The sequence below is a fragment of the Paraburkholderia sp. SIMBA_054 genome (assembly GCF_046534875.1).
In the GTDB taxonomy this organism is placed as follows: Bacteria; Pseudomonadota; Gammaproteobacteria; order Burkholderiales; family Burkholderiaceae; genus Paraburkholderia; species Paraburkholderia hospita.
In genome coordinates, this window is the sequence record NZ_JAWRXV010000010.1 from 42543 (window position 1) to 65882 (window position 23340).

General features: G+C 61.0%; 25 protein-coding genes. 14 read left to right on the forward strand and 11 right to left on the reverse strand.

Translation table 11 applies throughout. From position 1 onward, the window contains the following. The first annotated feature begins 15 nt into the window (after nucleotides 1-15). Nucleotides 16-1257: a metal-dependent hydrolase family protein gene (locus tag SB822_RS14330; RefSeq protein WP_079489990.1), complete on the forward strand. Its 1242-nt coding sequence runs from the start codon at nucleotides 16-18 to the stop codon at nucleotides 1255-1257. A 5-nt stretch (nucleotides 1258-1262) separates the two neighbouring features. On the opposite strand, the gene SB822_RS14335 is transcribed toward SB822_RS14330, so the two are convergent. Beyond that, a complete protein-coding gene (locus tag SB822_RS14335; RefSeq protein ID WP_079502393.1) occupies nucleotides 1263-2180 on the reverse strand; it encodes a LysR family transcriptional regulator in 918 nt (305 codons plus the stop codon). 146 nt (nucleotides 2181-2326) lie between these two features. Between SB822_RS14335 and SB822_RS14340 the strand changes: the two genes are divergently transcribed. Further along, complete coding sequence (locus SB822_RS14340) at nucleotides 2327-3082, forward strand: SDR family NAD(P)-dependent oxidoreductase (protein ID WP_410854981.1); 756 nt, start codon at nucleotides 2327-2329, stop codon at nucleotides 3080-3082. A 222-nt stretch (nucleotides 3083-3304) separates the two neighbouring features. After that, nucleotides 3305-3715: a RidA family protein gene (locus SB822_RS14345; protein ID WP_410854982.1), complete on the forward strand. Its 411-nt coding sequence runs from the start codon at nucleotides 3305-3307 to the stop codon at nucleotides 3713-3715. 15 nt (nucleotides 3716-3730) lie between these two features. Here SB822_RS14345 and SB822_RS14350 read toward each other — a convergent pair whose 3' ends face one another. Further along, on the reverse strand, nucleotides 3731-4651 hold the full coding sequence (locus tag SB822_RS14350) for a LysR family transcriptional regulator (protein ID WP_114223601.1): 921 nt from the start codon (nucleotides 4649-4651) through the stop codon (nucleotides 3731-3733). Between the two features lie 106 nt (nucleotides 4652-4757). Between SB822_RS14350 and SB822_RS14355 the strand changes: the two genes are divergently transcribed. Then, nucleotides 4758-5417, forward strand: a complete 660-nt coding sequence (locus SB822_RS14355; protein ID WP_086919481.1) for a peroxiredoxin-like family protein — start codon at nucleotides 4758-4760, stop codon at nucleotides 5415-5417. A gap of 250 nt (nucleotides 5418-5667) precedes the next feature. Here the strand turns inward: SB822_RS14355 and SB822_RS14360 are convergent, their stop codons facing one another. Beyond that, a complete protein-coding gene (locus tag SB822_RS14360) occupies nucleotides 5668-6036 on the reverse strand; it encodes a hypothetical protein (protein WP_236674292.1) in 369 nt (122 codons plus the stop codon). A gap of 152 nt (nucleotides 6037-6188) precedes the next feature. Then, nucleotides 6189-7457: a LysR family transcriptional regulator gene (locus SB822_RS14365; RefSeq protein WP_410854983.1), complete on the reverse strand. Its 1269-nt coding sequence runs from the start codon at nucleotides 7455-7457 to the stop codon at nucleotides 6189-6191. Nucleotides 7458-7599: 142 nt separating this feature from the next. On the opposite strand from SB822_RS14365, the gene SB822_RS14370 reads away from it, so the two are divergent. The 4 genes from SB822_RS14370 to SB822_RS14385 all read left to right on the forward strand — a co-directional run bounded on the left by SB822_RS14370 (nucleotide 7600) and on the right by SB822_RS14385 (nucleotide 12052). After that, nucleotides 7600-8451 carry an amidohydrolase family protein gene (locus SB822_RS14370; RefSeq protein ID WP_009770178.1) on the forward strand — a complete coding sequence of 284 codons (852 nt, stop codon included), beginning with the start codon at nucleotides 7600-7602 and terminating at the stop codon, nucleotides 8449-8451. Between the two features lie 31 nt (nucleotides 8452-8482). Then, on the forward strand, nucleotides 8483-9397 hold the full coding sequence (locus tag SB822_RS14375; RefSeq protein ID WP_410854984.1) for a hypothetical protein: 915 nt from the start codon (nucleotides 8483-8485) through the stop codon (nucleotides 9395-9397). Nucleotides 9398-9464: 67 nt separating this feature from the next. After that, on the forward strand, nucleotides 9465-10820 hold the full coding sequence (gene dctA, locus SB822_RS14380) for a C4-dicarboxylate transporter DctA (protein ID WP_410854985.1): 1356 nt from the start codon (nucleotides 9465-9467) through the stop codon (nucleotides 10818-10820). 185 nt (nucleotides 10821-11005) lie between these two features. Beyond that, on the forward strand, nucleotides 11006-12052 hold the full coding sequence (locus tag SB822_RS14385; protein WP_410854986.1) for a porin: 1047 nt from the start codon (nucleotides 11006-11008) through the stop codon (nucleotides 12050-12052). Between the two features lie 50 nt (nucleotides 12053-12102). On the opposite strand, the gene SB822_RS14390 is transcribed toward SB822_RS14385, so the two are convergent. Next, the gene (locus SB822_RS14390; RefSeq protein ID WP_039902123.1) at nucleotides 12103-13464 is read right to left on the reverse strand and encodes a hypothetical protein; all 1362 of its coding nucleotides are present in this window, start codon (nucleotides 13462-13464) and stop codon (nucleotides 12103-12105) included. Between the two features lie 180 nt (nucleotides 13465-13644). Further along, nucleotides 13645-14025 (reverse strand): hypothetical protein, encoded by a 381-nt coding sequence (locus tag SB822_RS14395; protein ID WP_009770173.1) that lies wholly within the window; start codon nucleotides 14023-14025, stop codon nucleotides 13645-13647. 372 nt (nucleotides 14026-14397) lie between these two features. Between SB822_RS14395 and SB822_RS14400 the strand changes: the two genes are divergently transcribed. Continuing rightward, a complete protein-coding gene (locus SB822_RS14400) occupies nucleotides 14398-15054 on the forward strand; it encodes a glycoside hydrolase family 19 protein (protein ID WP_410854987.1) in 657 nt (218 codons plus the stop codon). Nucleotides 15055-15530: 476 nt separating this feature from the next. Further along, complete coding sequence (locus tag SB822_RS14405) at nucleotides 15531-15824, forward strand: hypothetical protein (RefSeq protein ID WP_007736881.1); 294 nt, start codon at nucleotides 15531-15533, stop codon at nucleotides 15822-15824. A 48-nt stretch (nucleotides 15825-15872) separates the two neighbouring features. Here the strand turns inward: SB822_RS14405 and SB822_RS14410 are convergent, their stop codons facing one another. After that, the gene (locus tag SB822_RS14410; RefSeq protein ID WP_410854988.1) at nucleotides 15873-16892 is read right to left on the reverse strand and encodes a GlxA family transcriptional regulator; all 1020 of its coding nucleotides are present in this window, start codon (nucleotides 16890-16892) and stop codon (nucleotides 15873-15875) included. A 120-nt stretch (nucleotides 16893-17012) separates the two neighbouring features. On the opposite strand from SB822_RS14410, the gene SB822_RS14415 reads away from it, so the two are divergent. From SB822_RS14415 to SB822_RS14430, 4 genes are all read left to right on the forward strand, one after another. Next, nucleotides 17013-17654, forward strand: a complete 642-nt coding sequence (locus tag SB822_RS14415) for an HD domain-containing protein (protein ID WP_410854989.1) — start codon at nucleotides 17013-17015, stop codon at nucleotides 17652-17654. 86 nt (nucleotides 17655-17740) lie between these two features. Then, nucleotides 17741-18313: a TetR/AcrR family transcriptional regulator gene (locus tag SB822_RS14420; RefSeq protein ID WP_007736894.1), complete on the forward strand. Its 573-nt coding sequence runs from the start codon at nucleotides 17741-17743 to the stop codon at nucleotides 18311-18313. A 127-nt stretch (nucleotides 18314-18440) separates the two neighbouring features. Next, nucleotides 18441-19322, forward strand: coding sequence for an NmrA family NAD(P)-binding protein (locus tag SB822_RS14425; RefSeq protein WP_410854990.1), 882 nt, complete (start codon nucleotides 18441-18443; stop codon nucleotides 19320-19322). 84 nt (nucleotides 19323-19406) lie between these two features. Then, nucleotides 19407-20168, forward strand: coding sequence for an SDR family oxidoreductase (locus SB822_RS14430; RefSeq protein WP_410854991.1), 762 nt, complete (start codon nucleotides 19407-19409; stop codon nucleotides 20166-20168). 15 nt (nucleotides 20169-20183) lie between these two features. Here the strand turns inward: SB822_RS14430 and SB822_RS14435 are convergent, their stop codons facing one another. From SB822_RS14435 to SB822_RS14450, 4 genes are all read right to left on the reverse strand, one after another. Beyond that, complete coding sequence (locus SB822_RS14435; protein WP_410854992.1) at nucleotides 20184-21029, reverse strand: helix-turn-helix domain-containing protein; 846 nt, start codon at nucleotides 21027-21029, stop codon at nucleotides 20184-20186. A 38-nt stretch (nucleotides 21030-21067) separates the two neighbouring features. Then, nucleotides 21068-21625 (reverse strand): carboxymuconolactone decarboxylase family protein, encoded by a 558-nt coding sequence (locus tag SB822_RS14440; RefSeq protein WP_410854993.1) that lies wholly within the window; start codon nucleotides 21623-21625, stop codon nucleotides 21068-21070. Between the two features lie 108 nt (nucleotides 21626-21733). Beyond that, nucleotides 21734-22573: an urea carboxylase-associated family protein gene (locus SB822_RS14445; RefSeq protein WP_007736905.1), complete on the reverse strand. Its 840-nt coding sequence runs from the start codon at nucleotides 22571-22573 to the stop codon at nucleotides 21734-21736. Nucleotides 22574-22650: 77 nt separating this feature from the next. Beyond that, nucleotides 22651-23334: a GntR family transcriptional regulator gene (locus SB822_RS14450; protein ID WP_100216102.1), complete on the reverse strand. Its 684-nt coding sequence runs from the start codon at nucleotides 23332-23334 to the stop codon at nucleotides 22651-22653. Between the last annotated feature and the right edge of the window lie 6 nt (nucleotides 23335-23340).

Here is a 23340-nt window from a genome sequence, read left to right on the forward strand (position 1 = left end):
ACCTTGGGGAAACGAGTGGACAGCATTCTCTTCACCAACGCAGGATTGCTCGATGTCGAGCGCGGCGAAGTGCGCGAAGCGCATCAGGTGCTCGTCGAAAACGGCCTTATCAAGGAAGTGTCCGACCGACCGCTGAAAAGCGCAGCCGCGCGCGAGATCGACTTGCGCGGCAAGACGCTGATGCCGGGTCTGATCGACCTGCATGTGCATGTGGTGGCCGTGCAGCTGAATCTGTCCCAGCAGGTGCACATGCCGAATGTGCTCGTCACACTGCGCTCGGTGCCCATCATGCGCGCGATGCTGCGGCGCGGATTCACCACGGTGCGCGACGCGGGCGGCGCAGGTTATCCGCACAAGCAGGCGGTGGAAAGCGGGCTCGCAGTGGGGCCGCGCCTTTTCGTCGCGGGGCGCGCGCTCAGTCAGACGGGCGGCCACGGCGACATGCGCGCCCGCTCGGACTATCTCGGCGACAGCGCGCCGTGCGGCTGCTGCGTGCGGGTCGGCGCGCTGTCGCGCGTCGCCGATGGCGTCGATGAAGTACGTCGCGCGGCTCGCGAGGAATTGCAGATGGGCGCCGATCATCTAAAGATCATGGCATCGGGCGGCGTTGCATCGCCGACTGACCCCGTAGGCGCATTCGGCTACGCGGAAGACGAAGTGCGAGCGATCGTCGAAGAAGCGCGTGCCCGCCAGACTTACGTGATGGCGCACGCGTACACGGCGGACGCGATTGCGCGCGTCGTACGCTGGGGCGTACGCACGATCGAGCACGGCAATCTCATCGACGCACCGACGGCGAATCTGATGGCCGAGTTGGGCGCGTATGTCGTGCCGACGCTCGTCACCTACGAAGCGCTAGCATCGGAGGGCGCGCAGTATGGCCTGGGCGAAGAGAGCGTTGCGAAGATCGCCGATGTGCGCGAGGCTGGGCTGCGTTCGCTCGAAATCTATCGCGACGCGGGCGTGAAGATGGGTTTTGGCTCGGATCTGCTGGGACCGTCGCAGCGCCTGCAGAGCGACGAATTCCGCATTCGCGCCGAAGTGCTAGGCAATGCAGCGACGCTCGCCTGTGCCACCACGACGGCGGCTGAAGTGCTCGGCCTGCCGGATAAGCTCGGACGTATCGCGGCTGGCGCGTGGGCCGATCTGCTTGTCGTGGATGGCAACCCCTTGCGCGATATCTCGTGTCTGCTCGGGCAAGGCGAACGCATTCCGCTAGTCATGAAGGGCGGCGCGATCCAGTTCGAAGAGTTGTGAAGGGACTACGCGTGCAACCGGTCATACGGCCGGAAAATCTCCAGCGCCCAATCGACGAACGCCCGCATCCTCGCGCTGTCGTGTTGCGACTTCGCAAACACGATATGTAGAGGATGCAATGGCCGACTCCATTCAGGAAGAAGCTGAACGAGATCGCCATTCGCGAGTCCCGCACGCGCCATGAACGCGAACGTCTGGCCAACGCCAAGCCCACTAACCAACGAAGTCAGATGCGCGGTACTCTCATTGACGGAAACCCCTCGCGTGCCCTTCGGGTCGATCTGGATTTTCTCGTCGCCGCGCTCGAAGAACATCGTGAAAACGCGGCCCGTCCGCGATGAGAAATAGCCGACCAGGTCGTGCTCGCCGTAAAGTTCTTCCGGATGCTTCGGCAGTTTGCGCGATCTCATGTATCCCGTGCCCGCATACGTGCCCCAATCGAGGCTCGCGATACGCCTCGCAATCAGCGACGTGTCCGTCAGTTCGCCACCCCGGATCACGCAGTCGACGCCCTCGCCGATCAGATCGACTTCCCTGTCGCTGACGCCCAGTTCGAGCTGTATCTCCGGATAGCGCTGCCGGAACAACGGAAGATGCGGCAACAGGATCAGATTGGCCAGCGACGAACCTATATCAACCCGCAAACGCCCTCGCGGTGTGCCACGAGAGTCGGCAAAAAGCGTGTCCATTTCGTCGATGTCCGCGAGCACCTTGAGCGCGCGATGGTAATACGCCTGGCCTTCGTCGGTGACGGCCACCTTGCGCGTGGAGCGCTGAAACAGCTTGACCCGCAGGTGAGTTTCGAGATCCTGGATCAGTTTGGTGACGGTAGGTCTCGGTATGTTCAGGGTATCGGCAGCTTTGCCGAACCCGCCCGATTCGGCGATTCGCACGAACACGCGCAATGCGAGCATCTGATCCATTCCGGTTCCACGCTTTGTTTGACCGTGTCGATCATATCGCGATTATTCACATCCATAAATAATGATTTAGCGCGCGGCCTATTTATTGACTCAGAGGAAACACTTATCGTTGCCACATCGATTCATTCATTTCATTTGAGGACATCATGAGCAAACGACTGGAAGGCAGAATCGCACTGGTGACGGGCGGCACGAGCGGAATCGGTTTGGCCGCTGCACAGGATCTCGCACGCGAAGGCGCGAAGGTTTATGTCACGGGCCGCCGTCAGGGTGAACTGGATGCAGCGGTGAGCGCAATCGGTCACGCAGCAACGGGCGTTCAGGGCGACGTCACGCGCAGCGCCGATCTGGACGCGCTGATGAAACTGATCCGCGAGCGCGAAGGACGTCTCGACATTCTTTTCGCCAACGCAGGCGGCGGCTCGCTGGCGCCGCTCGGTGATATTTCCGAGCAGCATTTCGACGACACCTTCAATCGCAATGTCCGCGCGGTGGTCTTTACCGTTCAAAGCGCGCTGCCGCTCATGTCGCGCGGCGCGTCGATCATTCTCACCGGCTCGATCGCAGGGTCGACGGGGACGCAGGCGTTCAGCATCTATAGCGCTTCGAAGGCGGCTGTGCGCAGCCTCGCGCGGAGTTGGGTGCTCGATTTGAAGGACCGCGGCATCCGCGTCAACGTCGTTAGCCCCGGTTCGACCCGGACTGTCGGCCTCGCGGAACTCGGAGGCGATACGAAGGAAGGTCAGGACGGGTTGCTGTCGTACCTGACGTCGCTGGTGCCGATCGGCCGCCTTGCCGATCCGATGGAAATCGCTAGGGTGGTGACGTTTCTGGCATCCGACGATTCGAGCTTTATCAATGGCGCGGAGATCACGGCGGATGGCGGGCAGGCACAGGTGTAGGCGGATCGAGTCGGCGCATCGACCCGAATCAGCCTTCGGCAAGACGCAACACTAACACTGCTTACGGGCTTCTTCGCTCATTCACATTTTGCGAAGCCAAGGAAGCCCGTCCGGTGACATCGCGTTCCGCCGCATCAACGCTCTCTGCATGGGCTCGATTCTCAAGCCGTAGTCGGAAAAGCGCGTAATCTGAACGCGTCGTTGACAACACGAGGCTACACCATGGTCGATGCAGTGAACCCTCCCGGTGTCTGGTCACCATTCGGTGCGTTCTCGATGGCTGTCGTTCAGGGCGATGGTCAGATCGTGCATCTGAAAGGCCAGGTTTCGCTGGACGTCGATGGACGCGTGGTAGGTCCTGGCGATATGCGCGCGCAGGTGCGCAAGGTTCTGGAAAATATTCGTGATGTTCTCGGCGCGATGGGCGGATCCACAACTGACGTGATTTCGCTGGTCCACTATGCAACGGATATCGAAGCGTTCATGACAACCGGCGACATTCGTGCGGAGTTTTTCTCAGCGCCCTATCCCGTCACGACAACCGTCCAGATCGAACGGCTTTACCATCCGGATCTGGTGATCGAAATCACTGCCGTTGCGGAAATACCGCGCACCAGATTCCATCGTCCGTAAGCTTCTAGAACGTCGCTATCGCCCCCGCATCCTCGCATCGACATCCACCGAAATCGGTGCAAGCTCCTCCACCAGAAAGCTGATCAACGCCCGCGCCGCGGGACGCGCGGCGCGGCCCGTCGGAAACACTGCGTGGATTTCAACAGGTTCGAGTTGCCAGTCTTCGAGTATTGACACGAGCCGGCCATCCGCGATCTCGCTGCGGCATCCCCACAGACCGATCACCAGAATGCCCAAACCGGCGACAGCGGCCGCCGTGGCCGCTTCGTTCACGGTCGATGTGATGCGCCCGTCCCCTCGAAAAACCGCTTCACGCCCGTCCTTGCGCAGCGTCCACCCCAATGACGCGGCACTCGACGGGCCCGTGACGAACGCATGCTGGCTCAGTTCGGCTGGTTCAACCGGACGGCCATTCCGCGCCAGATAGATAGGCGCGGCAACCAGCAGCCGGGGCGAACGCCCAAGCAGTCTCGACGTCGCGCTCGAATCCGGCAGCGCGCCGAATCGGATTGCGACATCGACTCCTTCTGTAATCAGATCCTGACGATCATCCGACATCAGCAAATCGATGTAGAGCGCCGGGTGCATCTCCATGAAGCGGTCGATACGCGGAATCACCTCGCGTATGCCAAAGCTCGTCGACAGCGCCACGCGTAGACGTCCGCGCAGTTCCGTCGATCCGCGCGCGGCGTGATCCGCTTCTTCGAGCGCGTCGAGGATCGCTTCAACGCGCGTCAGGTAATCGACGCCCGCTTCCGTCAGCTTGACCGCGCGGGTGCTCCTGACGAACAACGCCGTACCGACGTCCGCTTCGAGCTCGGAGATCTGTCTCGACACGGACGGCTGGCTGATGCCGAGTTCCCGCCCCGCCCGGGTGAAGCTCGACGTACGCGCAACGCGTGTGAACAGCCGCAACACGGACAACTTGTCATTCATCCACGTGGCAAATAATTGATAGTCATCCAGGCATTATACCCGGCTCATGGCAAATGAATCATGATGAATTCACGCCACCACCGGCGAGCCAACACTGGAGTCAGAAATGAACCTGCAACAGAAACTGGATGCCTTCAAGTCGAACTTCGAGACCAAGGTCGCGCCGCCCGCAGTCGTCGACGTCTTTCACAGGACCACGGCCGAGCTGATCGCAACGGGTCAGGCGGAGCGCTCGCTGAAAGTCGGCGACATCGCACCGACTTTCACGCTGACCAATGCCGAGGGCGAAGTCGTCTCGTCGGCAGAGATGCTGGAGCACGGGCCGCTGGTCGTGACGTTTTACCGGGGCGTCTGGTGCCCGTATTGCAACATCGACCTGCAGGCGATCGAAGAAGTCGCGGACGAGATCCGCGCGCTGGGCGCGAGCCTCGTTTCGATCTCGATGCAAACCGCGACGAACAGCCTGAAATCGCAACGACAAAACAAGCTCAGCTATCCGATCCTCGTCGATGAAGGCGGCAAGACGGCTGATGGGTTCGGAATCCGCTTCCGGCTGCAAGACGAGCTGATCGACACCTACAAAGGCTTCAATGTCGATCTGCCTGTCATCAACGGCGAGCCGAGCTGGACGCTGCCGATGCCCGCTCGATACGTTATCGCGCAAGATGGCACGATCGCTTATGCCGAAGTGAGCCCGGATTACACGAAGCGCCCCGACCCGAGCGAGCTGGTAGCGGCTTTGGAGAATCTGAAAACGGCTGCTTGATGTTCCGGGCGGACCTCGCTTGCGCGAGACGCCTGGCTGCGTCCACGGTTGCGGTCAATCTGGGCGTTCTGGATTTGCCTCGAGCTTCATCGTGCTGTCGGGTGTCGCCGGGTTTGTGCTGCTTTTCTTCCTTCTATGCATGTCGGAACCGGGCGGCAAGATCGCCACCGCTGACGCAGGTCCAGGCGCTACATCGGCTGCATCGACACGGGCGATCGAATGAATCGCTGGCGTCGACGCAGCCGACCGGTCAATACCACCAACCCGGACCCGGGCCCGGGCCCCACATGCTCCAGTTCCACGCCGCATTCTCATTCATCTCCGCGTTCATCCGCTCCTGATCGATGAACTTTTGCTGGAGCTGTTCGCGCTTGTAGTTATCCCACGCTGTTTCGTCGCCGACATACAGGCAGCCGCACGAGTACGGGTCCGCATAGAGAAAGATAGGCTTGCCGTCCTTGACCTTCTGCACCACGCGATTGGGAGGCAAGGTCTGCAGTTGCAAGCGCTGTGCGTCGGTCGTCACGGGGACGATATGGAAGCCCGCCGCCGACAGCAGGTCGTTTTTCTCGTTAGCGCGTTCGACAGGCGATGCACACCCGGCAATCAGAGCACTCATGCTGATTGCTATCAAACCCGTGACCAATCGGTGCTTCATCATCGTCCTCTGGAAGTAGGCGGTAAGTTTCAAGGATCACACATGGCACGGAGTCTGGGCGCCAAAACTTAGGCGGGAATTACAGGGGCATGGCGTGTCGCTTCGATTCACGGTCAAGCTTTGTGCTCGTCCCGATCGCCCTGACCGTGCTGCGTGGCCCTGCACTCCTGAACCAGCTGCTCGATAAACGCCTGCTGCATCGGCGTTCCGAGCCAATCCGTTCTGAGCGTGTAGCCGACCACCCGGCTGGCCTCCGGCGTCTCGAGTTCCAGCGCAACCATCTCGCTGCCCGGATACGCCTCGCGGATCTGCGAGCGCGAGAGCAACGTGATGCAATCGCTTTCCACGAGCATCGCCATCATCATCGCGAGGGAACTGGTCTCGACCACGAGCGGCGGTTTGCCGGGCAGGCGCGCAAGCATCGAGTCGATTGCCGCGCGCCGCGGCAGGTTGCGTTGCGGCACCACCCAGTCGAACGAAGCGAGGTCGCGCGCGGCGATCCTCGCTTTGCCCGCGAGCCCATGCCCCTTTCTGACGGCCACCACATACGGGTCCGCAAACAACTCGTTCTCCTGAATCGATCCCGTCAGACGCGGCTCGCGCAGCGCACCGATGATCACATCGATATTGCCAAAGCGCAGCTCTCGCAACAGCTGCGAATGCGAGCCCTCGTCGACCGTCACCTTGGCATCGGGGTACTGACGACGCAGCCGCTCGATCGCGCGCGCGACAAGACGCGGTGCGAGCATCGGCAGCACGCCGAGCGAGATCTTGCCCGTCAGCTGGCCGCGCGCATGCGCGAGATCTTCGCGAGCCTGCGCGATTTCGTACATCGCGAGACTCAGGCAGCGCGCGAACTCGATACCCGCTGCATTCGCCGACACGCTATGCACGCGGCGCCGGTAGAGCGTCGCGCCGACCGTCTGCTCGATCTGGCGCGCCGCGCGATGCACGGCTGGTTGCGAGATGCCCAGTTGTTGCGCGGCCTCGGCTGCCGATCCGCAATGCGCAATGGCGATATGACAGCGCACCTGCGAATCCGTCAAATGACGGCAAATCGTGCCGACGTGGGCGGTACGCACGTCCGCATCGCCCGTCAGATCGGCGACGGCGCGCTCCATCTGGTCGAGCATGCGCCGCACGCGCCGGTGCAGGATCACGCCCTCTGCCGTCAGTTCGCTGCCGCCGTAACCGCGCTCGAATAGCGCGCCGCCAAAGCTCGATTCGAGCTTGCCGATGGCAAGACTGACGGCCGGTTGAGTGCGTCCCGCGCGCGCCGCCGCAAGGCCGATACCGCCTGTTTCGCAGACGGCATCGAATAGAAACAGGCGCCGCAAACGCGCCAGATCATCGTCCCTCTCCAGCCCTTCAACAGTCGACATATGCCATCAGGATGCGCTGTGGAAAACCCCTAGCTTAACCAAAATTTATGTCGGAGGGTGCAGTTCATATTGCGGGATTCGCTTCGCCTGCGCTTACAGTTACGTCAGTCCGATCATGATGTTTTCAGCCAGGAGTCAGTTCATGTCTGTCGTCGTCGACACACACACCCACGCAATTTCCCCGGATAAAGTGCGATATCCGCTCGCGCCCGTCGGCGGCCATCAATCGGAATGGTCGGCGAAGCGGCCCGTCAGCTTTGAAGGCTTGCTCGCCGCCATGGATGAAGCCGGCATCGGCCGCGCGGTCGTCGTGCAGGCATCGACGGTATACGGCAACGACAATAGTTATGTGGTCGAGGCGGTGCGCAGCCACCCTGACCGCTTCGCAGGCGTGTTCTCGATCGACGTGCTGGCCGCCGACGCCGTCACGCAGATGCAGCGCTGGCTCGACGCGGGTCTGAGTGGCCTGCGTCTGTTCACGACCGGCAGCACGATGCCGGGCCAGGCGGGCTGGCTGGACGACGAGCGTTCGTTTCCCGTCTGGGACTATGCGCAGAAGCACGACGTTTCGATCTGTCTGCAGATGACGGCGCAAGGCATTCCCGCGTTGCTGAACATGCTGTCGCGCTTCCCTGACATCCGTGTGCTGCTCGACCACCTCGCGCGCCCGGAACTGGCAGGCGGCCCGCCCTACGAAGCGGCCGCACCGCTCTTCAGCCTTGCGTCGCATCGAGGCGTGTATCTGAAGCTGACCAATCGCACGATTGCCGAGGCTTCGCGCGGCGCATCGACGCCCGCCGAGTTCTTCCCGCGCGTGCTCGAAGCATTCGGCGCTCAACGCATCGCATGGGGCTCCAACTTCCCCGCCGCCGAAGGCACGCTGCCGCAATTGCTCGCCGATGCGCGCGACAGTCTGTCGACGCTACCCGCCGACGCGCGCAACGCGATTTTCGGCGATACGGCACGCGCGCTCTATCCCGTGCTCGCCCGCTGAGCGCCGCACCCGCCGACACGGAGAGAAACACGTGAGCATCGTAAGGACACCGCTGCGCCTGAAGACCGCGCTGAAGACCTATCCGCATACGCGCGCGCTGAAATCCGGCGAACTGACCGATCCCGCCGTCGAACTGGTGTTCGAGGACATCGAACCCATCCATCGCGTGTTCGCGCCGATGGCGCGCCAACAGGCATTCGACGTCAGCGAACTGGCAATCGTCACCTATCTGCAGGCGAAGGCGTACAACAAGCCCGTCGTGCTGCTGCCCGCCGTGGTCGCGGCGCGCTTCCAGCAAAAGTGCATTATTTATAATGCGCAACGCGGACAACTGAATGTCGACGATCTGGCAGGCAAGCGAATCGGCGTACGCGCTTATTCGCAGACCACGGGCATGTGGGTGCGGGCCATCCTCGCACAAACCTATGGAGTGCCCATCGACAAGATCGATTGGGTGACGTTTGAAGGCGCACATCTGGACGAATACCGCGAGCCGTCCTTCGTGCGCCGCGCGCAACCGGGCCAGCAACTCTTGCCGATGCTGCGCGCCGGCGAACTCGATGCCGCGATCCTCGGCAACGATCTACCGGACGAACCCGCGCTTGCGCCGCTGATCGCCGACGCGGCCGCCGCCGATCGCGCGTGGTACGGGTTGCATCGATATGTGCCGATCAATCATGTCGTCGTGGTCAGGAAGGAACTGGTCGATCGGCATCCCGACGCAGTACGGGCCGTCTACGACCTGTTGCTGCGAGGCAAACAGTCGGTGGCGACTGTACGGGACGCGAGCAAGCCCGATCCGCTGCTGTTCGGCATCGATGCGCTGCGCGGTCCGCTCGAAGAGACGCTTTCGTTCTGCGAGAGCCAGCAACTGTTGCCGCGCAAGATGAGCGTCGACGAAATTTTTGCAGACTGCCTCGACGTGCTCGGCGACGCCGCCCGCTAGTTCGACAGACACCGCTCCAACCAGTCCAAGCGAATCCAGATTCGCCGCCGTTTCAGAAGGAGACATCATGAGCTTGCCCGGCAAGGCCGCATCCAAACCCCGGGGACGCCAGCCGTTCTATCGCGATCTGTCTTTCCAGGTCCTCGCCGGCATGGCGCTCGGCGTTGCCGTCGGCTACTGGTTTCCGAAGCTCGGCATCAACCTGCAGCCCGTCGGCGACGCGTTTATCCGCGTCATCCAGATGCTGATCGGGCCCATCATCTTCTGCACCGTATGCAGCGGCATTGCCGGTGTAAAGGACTTCAAGAAAGTAGGCCGCGTCGCTATCAAGGCGCTGTTCTACTTCGAGGTGGTGACGTCGCTCGCACTCGTGATCGGACTTGTCGTCATCAACGTGCTGAAGCCTGGCGTCGGCATGAATGTGGACATGAGCAGCATCCATTCGTCGGCTGTCGATGCGTATGTTGCGAAAGCACATCACGTCGTCACGACGAGCGAGTTCCTGCTGAACGTGATCCCTCATACGGCAATCAGCGCGTTTGCGGGCGGCGACGTGTTGCAGGTGCTGTTCTTTTCGGTGCTGTTCGCGTTCGGTCTCGCAGCGATTGGAGAGCGCGCCCGTCCGGCGATGGATCTGATCGATTCGGTGTCGAGCGCGCTGTTCTGGATCATCGGCCTGACGATGAAGGTCGCCCCGCTCGCCGCGTTTGGCGCGATCGCCTTCACGGTGAGCAAGTTCGGCTTCGGCACGCTGATCTCGCTCGGCAAGCTGATTCTCGAGTTCTATCTGACCTGCGCGCTTTTCATCGTGCTGATTCTCTGGCCGATCGCGAAGGCGAACGGTTTCAGCCTGTTGCGATTGATGCGCTACATCGGCGCCGAACTGTTGCTCGTGATCGGCACGAGTTCGTCGGAGACCGTGTTTCCGCAACTGATCGACAAACTTGAACGGCTCGGTTGCGAAAAATCCGTCGTGGGCCTCGTCTTGCCGACCGCGTACACGTTCAATCACGACGGCACATGCCTCTATTTCGCCGCTGCCGCCGTGTTTCTCGCGCAGGCAACCAACACGCCGATGACGTGGCACGACCAGCTGGTGCTGCTTGCAGTGCTGCTGCTGACGTCGAAGGGCGCGGCGGGTGTTTCCGGTGCTGCGATTGCCGTGCTTGCCGCTACGCTGGCCGCGTCGAACACCATCCCTGTGGAATCGATCGCGCTGATTCTCGGCATTCACAAAGCGCTGTCGAGTGCATTCGTGTTCACGAACATCGTCGGCAATAGCGTCGCAACGATCGTGGTCGCCAACTGGGAGAAGGCGCTCAACCGCACTGCCCTGCGCAATGAACTCAAGGCGGGCTTCAAACCGATGGACACATCGATCGGCGCGTTGAAACAGTCCGGCGGCAGTTCGGCTGGGAGTTGATCTGGCAGGCGGTAGGTGGTGACGGAATCCGGCACTGCCTGCCAACACAAGAAATGACTCCCGCGAACCATACACAATAGTTAGTCATACGAATCGTATAGAAGTCGCGGGACATCGCATGACGGACGCGGAGAAGTTCGACCGCCCGTCAGCGTCGACAAGACATCAAAAAACAGGAGACAGGTGTGAAAGGAAAGTGGACGAACCGCATTGGACTTGGACTGGGCGTATCGACGGCAATTGGGCTTCTCGCGGCCACGTCGGCGCATGCGCAATCGAGCGTGCAACTCTTCGGCACCGTCGATGGCGGCGTGCGGCATCAGACCAACGCGGCCGCCGGCGGCGGATCGGTAACGACGATGAATTCGAACGGCTACTACAGCTCCAACAAGCTCGATTTCCGCGCGAGAGAAGATCTCGGCGGCGGATGGAACGCGCACTTCCTGCTCGAAAGCGGCTTCAATCTGGGTAACGGCCAGTTCGACAACACGACGGGCTTGATATTCAACCGGCAGTCATTCGTCGGCATCGGACACAAGCAATATGGCTCGCTCGATCTCGGCCGCCAATACACGATCGCCCATGACATCATCAGCTTTTACGATCCGTACGGCTTTCATTTCACGCCAATCATTCCATTGACCGTCGCATCCGATGGCACCCGCAACAACAACGACGTGAAGTACAAGAACACGTTCGGCCCGCTGCTCGTCGAAGCGGACAATTCATTTGGCGGCGTCGCGGGCGACTTCAGCAGCGGCGCGGCGCGCGCGGTCGGCCTCAACTATACGACGGGACCGATAGGGATTGGCGGCCTGTACGGCCATCGCAATGTGCTGGCCGGCAAGACCTACGTCAGCGACAGCTACTACATGGTCGGCGCCAGCTATCAACTCGGCCCGGTACGGTTTTCAGGCGGCTTCATGTCCGAGGACCAGCAGAACCAGGGCGCGCCGCATATGGTCACCAACAACGGCTTTGGCGGCATTGCGTGGACCGTGACGCCGTACCTCGTGTTTCGCGGCGCGTACTACCAGACCAATGTCTCGACGGACAAATCGGGGCGTCGCGGGATGTCCGCGCTTTCGCTCGGTTATCTGCTGTCCAAGCGCACCACGCTCTACGCGGAGGGGGACTATACGTCTTACCGGCACGCTGTTGTGAGTACGCTGAATCCGGCCGGCGCGTCGAGCCAGACGGCCGTCACCGTCGGTATCGACCATCTGTTCTAGAACAGGCGGGCGCACGCACGCCGCCGCGCATTTCACGCAGGAGCACGCAATCAGAGCGACGGGTCGAGTGGCGTAATGCGGGCGAGCATCAGCGTATATTCCTCCGCGGCAATCTGGCGGAACTTCATGTCGATCACGGCCATGCGCTGGTCGTCGGCGATATCCGGAAAGAGCCGTTGCGCGGCATCCTTCAGCACGATGTCGGGATGCGCGATGCACGGCAGATCTTTCGATGCCGTCGAATCCAGCGCCTTCACCAGCAGATAGACAGGCACGACGTCCGCAAGCCCGACGGGAACCAGCTTCGCCGCCGCATCGCCGAAATGGCGCCGCACGATCGCCTGCGAGCCGAGGCGCAGCATGTAGCGAAACGGCATGCCCGTGCGGATCGACAGCAGCACGGGGTCGACGGCCGCCACCTGCTCGACGGAGTTGATGCCTTCGGCCTCGAAGGTCGCGACGATCGGCAACGTCACGCCTTCGAGCGTGATCAGCCTGTCGGGCGCGTTCTCCGTCTTGTCCGCTTCGGTGAGCTGCGGAAAGCCGAAGCGGCGGATCAGTTTGAGCAGCGCATCGACGGGAAAGGTGCCGAGCGCGAAGGCCATTGCCGCGCGTGCGCCGTCCGACTGCGTCGCATTGTTGATGACGAGCGCGAGCGGAATAGCGAGAAAGAGGCGCAGCGCGTACCAGTAGACGTCGGCAACGTTGAGTGACTTGCGGCGGATGGAAAGCACGGAATCGCTCACGACGAACATGAACGAGCCCGCAAACGACGCCATCAGCACGCGTTGGCTGATGCCATAGATGCAGCCGGAAGATTCGCTCGTCGCGCATGGCCTCACATCGAAAAAGCTCGTGCCGACGAGCCCCGCCGCCGCGTAGACGACGGCGAGCAGGATGAACACGGCGGGCACGAACGGCACGAGGCCGTATTGCTCATGATAGACACGCGCGAACAGGCGCTCGCAGATGTCGAGCCTCTCGTCAGCCGCGCGCTGCCAATGTCCCGCCGCAGGACGCGGCGCAGGCGGCGAGCACGGTAGCGCGCCGGCGTCCTCCAGCGCGTAGATGAGCCGCTGCGACCAGAAGCGTTGCAGATACGCCGATAGTGCGCTGCCTTTCAGGCTGTTTTGAAACTCGCGATAGCGCGTGAACCAGATAAGGCTCAGAAAGACGATGAGCGGCGTGCCGACCATGATCGTCGTGAACGCCGCGAGCGTGACGGCGAGTTCCAGCGACGCGTCCTCGGCCTTCACGACGTAATGGATGAATGCCGCGCCCGCGAGGTTGATCGCGATGAGGCCCACGGTCAGCATGATCGCGCGGCGCGGGCCGGTGAGGTGGCTTTCGGTGAGGGGGGTGGGTTTGCGGGAGGTGCCCGATACCGGCAAGATGGTGGAGGTGGTGGACATGGTGTGGCTCTCCTTCCCTTGAAACACAACCCGTCGAGAAAATGGTCGGGTGGCACGTACCGAAATCTGGCGACAGGATAGCCACCGAGGCAACTCGCGCCATTCGACCACGAACGTCCGTCGTGTCGGCGATCACGCGAAGCACGGCGCCGGTCACAACGCCGCCCAGGACTTCTTTGCCTATTTGCGGGCCAAGAAGGCCCGATCGCGCACTCGCTGCCCGACATCGAACCGGCCGAAGCAGGCGGCGAGTTCGGGGTCGTTGGTCCTGGATTTCCAGCCGTGGTCAATGGGCGGATTTGGCCGTCCCAGCGAATGCGCGCGCTCCATGCCCTTCAGTCCGAGCCTTTTCATCTCGCATGCCAGCCACATTTCCGCCTCGGTCTTCGCTCGGCTCGCTCCCTTGCGCAGCGGTGACGTGTGGTGGATTCTCCCGTCTCGCCGCCAGATGCGCGTTCCGTCGGGGAAGAGGTAGGCCACCTTACCAGGCAGCGCATCGACATTCTTGCGGGTATCGCGAGGCAGGTCCGCGATCATCATCGGCGTTTCGCGTTCGCTCATTTCGAACTCCTCTGTGCAACGGTTTGCTCGTTACTCAGCGATGCAACATTTCATCCTGGCACATGCGCAGGCAATGAGCGATGCCTCGCTTACGGTCAGATGCGAGTGAATGTGTCGAAGACCACATTCGATGCCCTGCCCCGCTGGCGCGCTGGAAAATACCTGCTAAAACCCTAGACAAGACCCGCCTCGCGCGCGGAATGGTCAGAGATGCAATCCATGTATCGCACCGACGTCCCGCCCGATCCTGCTCTTCATCGGCCTCTTAATTAAAACAGCCTCATCACTCCATCGGCCCTGTCGCATCCGTTCGCATTCGCGCCATGCGTGCGGCGTAACCCTGATTCGATGTCTCACGATATGGAGTACCACATGGACCCAATCACGTTCATGGCTGCGACGGGCAGCACCCAGGCGAGTGCCGCCCTGTGGCTCAACGCAGTGCAAGCCGCGATGGACCGCTTCCAGATCAACACACCCGTGCGCCAGGCCGCCTTTCTGGCACAAGTCGCGTTTGAAAGCGGCCGCTTTCCGCCTCCACCCGTGTCGGAAAACTTCAATTACTCGGTAGCAGGCCTGCAGTCGACATTCCGCTCGCTGACGTCCTCGCAATGCGCGAGCCTCGGGCGTCAGCCTGGCGAGACGCGCGTGCCGCCCCAGCGCCAGCAGCAGATCGCCAACCTCGTCTACGGCGGCCGCTTCGGCAACGGCTCAGCCTCGACGGGCGACGGCTGGAAGTATCGCGGCTCGGGCCTGATCCAGTTGACGTTCAAGGACAACTTCGCCCGCGCGGGTCAGGCGATCGGCGTCGATATCGTCAGCAATCCGGACCTCGTGCGCAACGACCCCGCCACCGCCGCGCTGGTGTCCGCGTGGTACTGGCAATCGCACGGCTGCAACGAACTCGCCGACGCGAACAAGTTCAACGCGATCACGGCGCAGATCAATCCGGCGCACGCGGGCGAGACGGACCGTCAGGCAGCATTCCAGCTCGCGAGCAACGCGCTCCACGCAGCACCTGCTGCCTGAGCGGGCGGCACGGCCGTCGCGTGATTCCTTGAACACGGCGGCGAGCTTCATGATCATGCTGACGTGCAGGCATGAGTGAACTCGCCGTCGCCGACGAGCTTGCCCATCTTTTGATATTCGCGCTGCGTCACGGATATCCGATGACTCATGCGTCGCCCTCGCCGGCGGCCAGCGCGATGTTGCGGATATTGCCGCCCGTGAGCGTGTAGCGGCGCGCCATCAACGCGAGATCGAGATCTGGTTCGCGCGGCGTGTGTCGCAATGCATGTGCATGTGGGGAGGCGTGGTGATAGTGCTAAATCCGGGGACGGTCAGAACGGAGGTTGCGTGAGCGTCCGGCAGCGGAAATCCGTAACCTGCCACACGTGGCGTAAACGACTCTAAAGTTGTCGTTTGCGACAGTACCACCAGGACAACTCCATCACTAGACTCATCTCCGTTGTACCTCAACATGAACAGTCACCGGAGAAGTCTTCATGAAAGTTTTCGCCATTGGTTCGATTCGTCAGGCGTTCACGCCGGAACAGCGGCAGCGCATCATGCCAAAGGAAGTCCCCGACACGCTCAAGCTCTACCTCGATGGCACCATCGAGCAGTTCTGGTTCCGTGACGATCCGGCGACGCCCGGTGTCATCTTTCTCATGAACGTGGAATCGGTCGAGCACGCAAAGGCGGCAGTGGACGCGTTGCCGCTCACCGCCGAAGGTCTCATGAGCTTCGATCTGCTGCCAGTTGGGCCGCTTGCGCCCCTTCGTTTGCTGATTCAGTAAAAGTAACGCTGCAGGTGTCGCCGTCGGTGATATGACGGCGACACATCTTCAGGGCAGTTCGCTATCCGGCGCGAAGCGTCGTGCGTATTCTCTTGGACTCACACCCATTCGCCGCGTGAAAGCTTTTCTTAGCACGTCGCCGCTGCCATAGCCGCACCGGCGCGCTATCTCTTCCATCGACCGCTCGCCGAGTTCGAGCGCCCGCCGAACGGCTTCGAGCCGTACATCTTCGACATATTTCGCGGGCGTCGTCTTCAATTCACGCTGAAACATGCGAATCAGGGTTCTCACGCTCGTCGACGCCCTGTCCGCCAGCATGTCGGTCGTCAGGTCCGTATGCAGATGCTCGCTGATCCAGAGGCACAGATCGTCGATGCTTGAGCCCGACACGCGCTGTGATTGAAGCGCGACGCTAAACTGCGCCTGTCCGCCGGGACGTCGCAGAAACAGGACCAGATTCTTCGCGATCTCCAAAGCAACGTCATTACCCAGGTCTTCACCGACAAGAGCAAGTGCAAGATCGATTCCCGCCGATACCCCAGCCGACGTATACAAGTTGCCATCTTTCACCCAGATCGGAACAGGGTCGACCTGCACGCCGGGATATCGCTCGGCAAGGTGCTGCGTCATCCGCCAATGCGTCGTTGCCCTGCGGCCGTCCAGCAGCCCCGCTTCCGCCAGCGCAAACGCGCCGACGCAAATCGAGCACACGCGACGCGCTGTGTTCGAACGCTTCCGGATCCAGTCTATGGCTGCCTTGTCGAAGCGATCGATCGAATTGAAGCCGGTCGTCACGATCAATGTGTCGATTGGCCTGTTTGCACGACGCTCTGTTTCGAGCGTTCGGTGGCCCTTGAGTCCGATACCTGTTTCGCTTTCCAGATGGACGTCGGAACCCGCGCACACCAGTTCGAGTGAATAGGGAGCCGGTGCGCCAGCGTGCAGCTGATTTGCGGATGCGAACACTTCTGCAGGACCGATTACGTCGAGCGCGTCTACGGGCGGCAAACCGAGAATCACAACGCGCTTTCGCGTCGTACCCGATATCGGACCGGATGCTTTCCTCATCGACAGCTCCTGTGAAAACACGTCATTTTCATTTTGTCACAAATCGTCCAGAAACAGTCATATGTGACACGTGACGTGTTTATACACTCGATGGTCAATCTCGATACTCGCGGAGGCCACATGAGCACAATCGTTACCATCGGAGGAATCAGCGCTCCCGATTCCGACTTCACCCGTCAGGCAAGCTCGCTCGTCGAACGCGTTCATTCAGACGCACTCATGAATCACGTGCACCGAACGTGGTGGTTCGCCGAATTCCTCGGCAGAAAGCGCGGTTTGAAATACGACCGTGAAGTCGTCTACCTTGCTTCCCTGCTTCACGATCTGGGCCTCACAGACGCATTCGCCGCCGATCAGCGCTTCGAGGTCGACGGCGCGGATGCCGCGAACCTGTTCCTGACGGCCAACGGCTACGCAGAACAAAAGGCGGAACTCGTGTGGAACGCGATCGCGCTGCATTCGAGCGCCGGCATCGCCGAGCGCAAGCAGCCGGAAATCGCCCTGGTCTACATGGGCGCTCATGTGGACGTCTTTGGACTGCGGCTGGACGAAATCACGCCGTCGCTCGTCGACGATGTGCTGGCGCTCTATCCACGCGTGGGCTTCAAGGCGGCCTTTGCCGAAGCGCTGGCGGAAGTTGTCAGGAAGAAGCCCCACACGGCGCTGGGCACCGGTCTGGTCGATATCGGACATCGGCACGTACATGGTTTCGACTGCGCGAACGTGTGCGACCTGATCGATCACGCGCCGTTCGAAAGCTGAAACGCAGTGTTGCAGCAAAGATCCGTTGACTCTCATTTAGATGATGAATATCATCCAAAACATCGAATCACGGAGCGCAGCAAACCATGCGGAAATCCAGAGAGGAAACGGCTGACACACGTCGACGGATCGTCGAAGTCGCCAGCCGGGAATTCAGGACCAACGGCATTCAGGCGACCGGACTTGCCGATCTGATGTCCGAGGCGGGACTTTCGCATGGTGGCTTTTACCGGCATTTCGATTCCAAAGATCAACTGGTCGCGGAAGCATGCGAATCGGGACTGACGGCGATCATCGGACGACTCGAAGCAGCGGCGAACGGATGCGAAGGCAAAAAAGGGTTCAAGGCCATCGTTGACGCGTATGTGTCGTCGTCGCATCGGGACGCGCCGGCGGACGGTTGTCCTCTCGCCGCGATGGGCAGCGAACTGGCGCGTGCGGACGAACAGACTCGCGCGGTCGCGTCGCGCGGATTTGCTGAACTCGTCGACGTATTGGCAAAGCGAAGCGGACGGCGGCGGCGCGAGGCGGCAAGATCAGAGGCCGTCTTCGCACTGTCGGCGATGATCGGCGCCATCACCATGGCCCGAATCACAGACGACCCCGACGCTGCAGCAGCGATCCTGCAGGACGTCAGACAACACCTCGAAGCAATGTAAGCGATACCGGCTCGTTGGAATGGAGTCGTAAGCGCACGCGTAAAAATGTGCATATGCACTTCAAAGATTTCGAAGCATCCCCTGCACTCTTGATGAGTGTTCAAACCGTTAGATTGGAGAGTTCATCATGAAGCAACGCAAATACCTCATTACTGGCGCAACCGGCAAAACGGGTGTCCACACCATTCGTCATCTTCTGAACGACGGACATGCCGTTCGCGCCTTCGTACACAGCGAAGACGAGCGCAGCGAAGCGCTGCGCAGTCTGGGCGCTGAAATCGTCGTTGGCGATCTTCTCGAACATGACGACGTGATCCGTGCCATGGAAGGCGTGACGGGTGCATACCTGTGCTATCCCGTGCGTCCTGGCTTTATTCAGGCCACTGCGTATTTCGCGGACGCAGCGCGCCGCGCGGGTGTCGAAGTTGTCGTGGAGATGTCGCAGATTTCTGCGCGGGAAGATTCGAAGAGTCACGCCGCGCGCGATCACTGGATCGCGGAACGCGTGATCGACTGGTCAGGCGTGCCCACCGTGCATATTCGCCCGACGTTCTTCTCCGAATGGTTCGTCTTCCCGTGGGTGCGCGATCAGATCGTGCAGGAAGGCAAGATCACGCTGCCGTATGGCAACGGACGTCACGCGCCGATTTCCGGCGAAGATCAGGCTCGACTGATCGCGGCCGTGCTCACGAACCCGTCAGCGCACATCGGCAAGACCTATCCGCTGCTTGGACCGGTTGAGATGAACCAGCAGGAAATCGCCGATGAAATCGGCAAGGTTCTGGGTCGCAAGATCACCTACAGCCCGTCGACGATCGAACAGTACCGGGAGCATCTCGAGAAATACAACCTGCCGGAATTCCTGATCCAGCACTTTCTTGCGATCGCCATCGATTACCAGAACGGCATTTTCTCGGGCGAGGACGGCGTGATCGGCGAGATCACGGGGCAGGCACCTCAAACCGTCGGTGACTTCGTCAAAGCGCATCGCCACGTTTTCGAGCAGTAATCCGTGATGAACGCAGCTCGCGTTGTCGAGCCGCGTTCTGACCAAACGCATTTCCTCACGCTGCCCAACAAAGGAATACATGCAATGAAACTCAGCGGCAACACCATCTTCATTACGGGAGCGACCTCGGGAATTGGCCGCGGACTCGCCGAAGCATTTCACAAGAAGGGCAACAAGGTCATTATCGGTGGCCGCCGGAAAGCACTGCTGGATGAAGTGACGAAGGTCAATCCCGGCATGGACTCCGTCGAAATCGACGTGACCAACCCCGCGCAAATCGCAAGCGTGGCCGAGCATCTGATTCAAACGTATCCGTCGCTGAATGTGGTCATCAACAACGCCGGTATCATGCCGTTCGACGATGTGACGGCTCCGCTCGACGATTCGCAAGCCGTGCATCTCGTCAACACCAATCTGTTGGGCCCTGTGCGTATCAGCGGCGCGTTCATCGAACATCTGAAGAAGCAGCCTGAAGCGTTCGTCATCAACAACAGTTCGGTTGTCGCTTACGTTCCGATGGCGATGTCAGCGCTGTACTCGGCAACGAAAGCTGCCATTCACTCGTACTCGCTGTCCCAGCGCTTCGCGTTGCGCGATACCTCCGTCCGTGTTCTGGAGATCGTGCCGCCGTGGGTGGACACCGATCTCGTCTACAAGAGCGGTGATCCACGCGCAATGCAACTGGAGCCTTTCATTGCAGAAGCATTCGCTCTGCTGGAACACGCGACCACAGAAGTCGTCGTCGAGTCGGCACAACAGTTACGAAATAGCGCAGGACCGAACGAGCGTGGCATCGTCGACTACTTCAATCAGATGTTGATTGATGAGCCTCTGCCCATGCCCTGATGTTCGGCACAGTGGTCATCGAAGCGTTGCATTCGCTTCGAGCAGTTGATGATGACGTGCTTCCGTCGCGTCATCGACGGGAAACATGCATTCCAGACGTAGCTCCTGCGCCGCAATGCTTTGCGGCGCACCAACGCTCGTGACCATCGAAAAGTAACGAAGTACATCTCCACCGCTGACGAAACCGATTGGAATGACAGGCATGGCCGGCGCAGCCCAGGACGCATGTCCCGTCTTCCAGTCGCGCGGTACATCTGGATAGGCAAGCAGTTCATCGAGCAGACGCGTGGTGCCGTCGTCTATCACACGGCCCACCGATTCCCGGTGCACCCGCTGCAGCAAGCTTCGCGCAACGCTGTCCCATTCGTCTACGAACGGCCGCATCCCCTGCGGATCGAACATCAGATGCAGCATGTTGCGCGAGCCTTTGCGCGCGGCCATGTCGATAAAGCAGTTGAATAAGCGCGGCGCGGCGTCGTTGGTCATCAGGACGTTCCAGTGCCGGTCCATCACGATGGCGGGAAATGGTTCATGCTGGCGAACAACCCGATCCAGTGCACGAACGACGCCATGCATTTCCTGCGCATTCCACGGCGCCTCCGAATACACCGGTGCGTAACCAGCGGCGAGCAGCAGTGCATTGCGCTCGCGTAACGGTACGTCGAGCGCTTGCGCGAGGGTCAGCAGCGTGTCCCGGCCCGGCACACTGCGCCCGCTCTCAATAAAGCTGATCTGACGCTGCGAAATACCCGCTTCGAGCGACAGCTCGAGCTGACTCACCCCGCGCACGTCACGCCAGTAACGGAGCAAGTTGCCGAGTTCGCCCGACGGCGCTCTTGAATCGCGGCTGCTGACATTCATCGGACGTCCTCCGATCGAAGCGGGTCACTATAACGGACTCACACGATGCCCGCACGCCAGACAAATTCTTCGAACGGCGTTTCGAGTTTCGGCCGCGTCACGCTACTCGTGTAGTTCGTGATGGTCGACGCGGCAACCACCGCAATGACCTCAAGTAGCTGTTCGGCGCTGAATCCGGCATCAATAAAGCGCTGCTGGTCCGCGTCGGAAAGACGGCCGCGCTGTTCGATCAGCGTGCGCGCCAGTGTCGAAAGCGCAGCCAGTTGGGCGTTCGCAGGCAGAGCACCGCGCCGGATCGCATCGACATCGGCGGACGATACGCCTTGCTTCAATGCGAGCGCCGTATGAAACGCGACTGGCCATTCGCTGGCGTTTGTCACTGCATTGGTCAGCAGCAACGTTTGAATCTGCGGCTCGGTCAGACTGCTCGCATGCACTCGCTCGAACAGCCCGATGAAACCGTTGATCAGCACCGGCGACGCAGCCATCTTTGCGGCGACGTTCGGGATCGCGCCGAACGCCTGTTGCAGTTGTTGAAGCACGGGCTTCGATTGCAACGGAGCGGATTCGAGCGTGTGAAAGGGATAGCGGGACATGGTATCTCCTTGGCCGTGAGCGCCACCGGATTGGTGACGCGACAGCCGAAGAGTAGGCGTCCCGGTTCTGCGCGCCAATTACATCGCATGTAATCAACGCGCGGCCGATTAACCCTGTCCGCCCAGCGTCAGTCCGTGCTGCCCTTTGTACGCTGCCACAGACGGCGTCGACCACCCTTCGAGCAGATCTGGCGCAAGCCGATAGATTTCCACGCCGAGCGGCCGGCACACCTCTAGCGGATCGCGCGCGTCCGGTCCCCACATCGGCAGAGAAAGATCGCCGCCGGGACACGTCGACAGTGCGCAAAGCAGATCGATCTCCGCGAAGAACTCCAGATAATCGCCCTTCTTTGCCGGACATGCCTTCATGAAATACTTGTCGTCGAGATTCAGACCTGTGCATTGAAAAACGTTGAGCACGTCGTGCACGTCGTACTCGGTCAGACCATACGGCGCAACCGCGCGCGTGAGATTCGAATGGCAATGAAAGTGGAAATCTTCACCCGTTAGCATGCGGTTCACGTATGGGTCACAGCGCGTGCCGAGCAGATCGTGCACGCGACCGCCATGCTCGTCGATGCCGTAATCAGCGAGACTGTCGTCGGTAATCGTCACCATCGGGCGCAGAAACGGCAGCGTCGACCACAGACGGTCGAACGTGCTGACGTGCGCGGCCTGCAACTGACGCGTGCGCGACGCCCACATCCGTTCGCGCGGATTGTGCAGGTTCCACATGTTGAGGTCCGCCACCTGTGGCCCTTCGATCGTCACGATACGGAAGACATGCCCGGCGGGCACCGTCCACGCCTGCCCCGATCGAATCGGAATCACGATCGATTCGATCAGCTCGCGGGCATCTTGCTCTGCGGCAATGCGTCGATAGAATGCCTTGTCGACGTCGAGCGCGGAGCCCTTGGTCGTTTGATAGGCGGCAGGGTAGTTCAACATGAGATCGCTCCTTGATGAGGCGGCCGGCGTGTCCACGCTCTCGTGGCGCCGTTCGATACGCGCGGCCGCGAGATGGGTCACAAATAGTCGAGCATCGCGTGCTCGGACTCCGTCAGATAGTCGGCGAGCGCTGCTTGCGCCTTGTCGAGGTGGCCGCGCTCGATCAGCGCGAAAATGCGTTGGTCTTTCGCGACCCACGGCTTCTGAAAGCGCTTTTCGTCCGGTGCGGATCCAAACACGAGCCGCAGTTGGGCGAGAATCGTCGTGAAGAACGCATCGAACAACGCGCTGTGCAGCAAGCGCACGATATGCCGGTGAAACAGCAGGCTATACGTGCCCACAGCGCGCCAGTCTTCACGTTCAACGGCGTCCTGTGCGCAACGGATCGCCTCGCGCATCAACGCGAGATCGTCTTCTTCGATGGGCTCGTCGCGCACCAGCGCCTGCAACTCGAGCGTGCGCCGCACGCGGTAGATATCGCGCACGTCGTGGCGCGTGAGCGTGCGCACGATCACGCCACGATGCCGGTAATGCACCGCAAGCCCTTCGCGGCACAGCAGCCGTAGTGCTTCGCGCAGCGTATTGCGCGACACGTCGTGCAATTGCGTCAGATCGTTCTCGACGAGCGCCGTGCCGGGCAACAGCTTGCCCTCGATGATGTCGTCGCGGATCGTTGTCAGGATGCGGTCCGTCACTGACTGATCGGCCTCCCCAGCCGACGGCGCGGGCGCAGATTTAACGGACGTACGTACTGTTGTCATTCGTAA

Coding starts and splice junctions, on each gene's coding strand:
- SB822_RS14335 (WP_079502393.1), bottom strand. CDS start 2,180: ATGGATCAGATGCTCGCATTGCGCGTGTTCGTGCGAATCGCCGAATCG.
- SB822_RS14340 (WP_410854981.1), top strand. CDS start 2,327: ATGAGCAAACGACTGGAAGGCAGAATCGCACTGGTGACGGGCGGCACG.
- SB822_RS14345 (WP_410854982.1), top strand. CDS start 3,305: ATGGTCGATGCAGTGAACCCTCCCGGTGTCTGGTCACCATTCGGTGCG.
- SB822_RS14350 (WP_114223601.1), bottom strand. CDS start 4,651: ATGAATGACAAGTTGTCCGTGTTGCGGCTGTTCACACGCGTTGCGCGT.
- SB822_RS14355 (WP_086919481.1), top strand. CDS start 4,758: ATGAACCTGCAACAGAAACTGGATGCCTTCAAGTCGAACTTCGAGACC.
- SB822_RS14360 (WP_236674292.1), bottom strand. CDS start 6,036: ATGAGTGCTCTGATTGCCGGGTGTGCATCGCCTGTCGAACGCGCTAAC.
- SB822_RS14365 (WP_410854983.1), bottom strand. CDS start 7,457: ATGTCGACTGTTGAAGGGCTGGAGAGGGACGATGATCTGGCGCGTTTG.
- SB822_RS14370 (WP_009770178.1), top strand. CDS start 7,600: ATGTCTGTCGTCGTCGACACACACACCCACGCAATTTCCCCGGATAAA.
- dctA (WP_410854985.1), top strand. CDS start 9,465: ATGAGCTTGCCCGGCAAGGCCGCATCCAAACCCCGGGGACGCCAGCCG.
- SB822_RS14390 (WP_039902123.1), bottom strand. CDS start 13,464: ATGTCCACCACCTCCACCATCTTGCCGGTATCGGGCACCTCCCGCAAA.
- SB822_RS14395 (WP_009770173.1), bottom strand. CDS start 14,025: ATGAGCGAACGCGAAACGCCGATGATGATCGCGGACCTGCCTCGCGAT.
- SB822_RS14400 (WP_410854987.1), top strand. CDS start 14,398: ATGGACCCAATCACGTTCATGGCTGCGACGGGCAGCACCCAGGCGAGT.
- SB822_RS14405 (WP_007736881.1), top strand. CDS start 15,531: ATGAAAGTTTTCGCCATTGGTTCGATTCGTCAGGCGTTCACGCCGGAA.
- SB822_RS14410 (WP_410854988.1), bottom strand. CDS start 16,892: ATGAGGAAAGCATCCGGTCCGATATCGGGTACGACGCGAAAGCGCGTT.
- SB822_RS14415 (WP_410854989.1), top strand. CDS start 17,013: ATGAGCACAATCGTTACCATCGGAGGAATCAGCGCTCCCGATTCCGAC.
- SB822_RS14420 (WP_007736894.1), top strand. CDS start 17,741: ATGCGGAAATCCAGAGAGGAAACGGCTGACACACGTCGACGGATCGTC.
- SB822_RS14425 (WP_410854990.1), top strand. CDS start 18,441: ATGAAGCAACGCAAATACCTCATTACTGGCGCAACCGGCAAAACGGGT.
- SB822_RS14430 (WP_410854991.1), top strand. CDS start 19,407: ATGAAACTCAGCGGCAACACCATCTTCATTACGGGAGCGACCTCGGGA.
- SB822_RS14435 (WP_410854992.1), bottom strand. CDS start 21,029: ATGAATGTCAGCAGCCGCGATTCAAGAGCGCCGTCGGGCGAACTCGGC.
- SB822_RS14440 (WP_410854993.1), bottom strand. CDS start 21,625: ATGTCCCGCTATCCCTTTCACACGCTCGAATCCGCTCCGTTGCAATCG.
- SB822_RS14445 (WP_007736905.1), bottom strand. CDS start 22,573: ATGTTGAACTACCCTGCCGCCTATCAAACGACCAAGGGCTCCGCGCTC.
- SB822_RS14450 (WP_100216102.1), bottom strand. CDS start 23,334: ATGACAACAGTACGTACGTCCGTTAAATCTGCGCCCGCGCCGTCGGCT.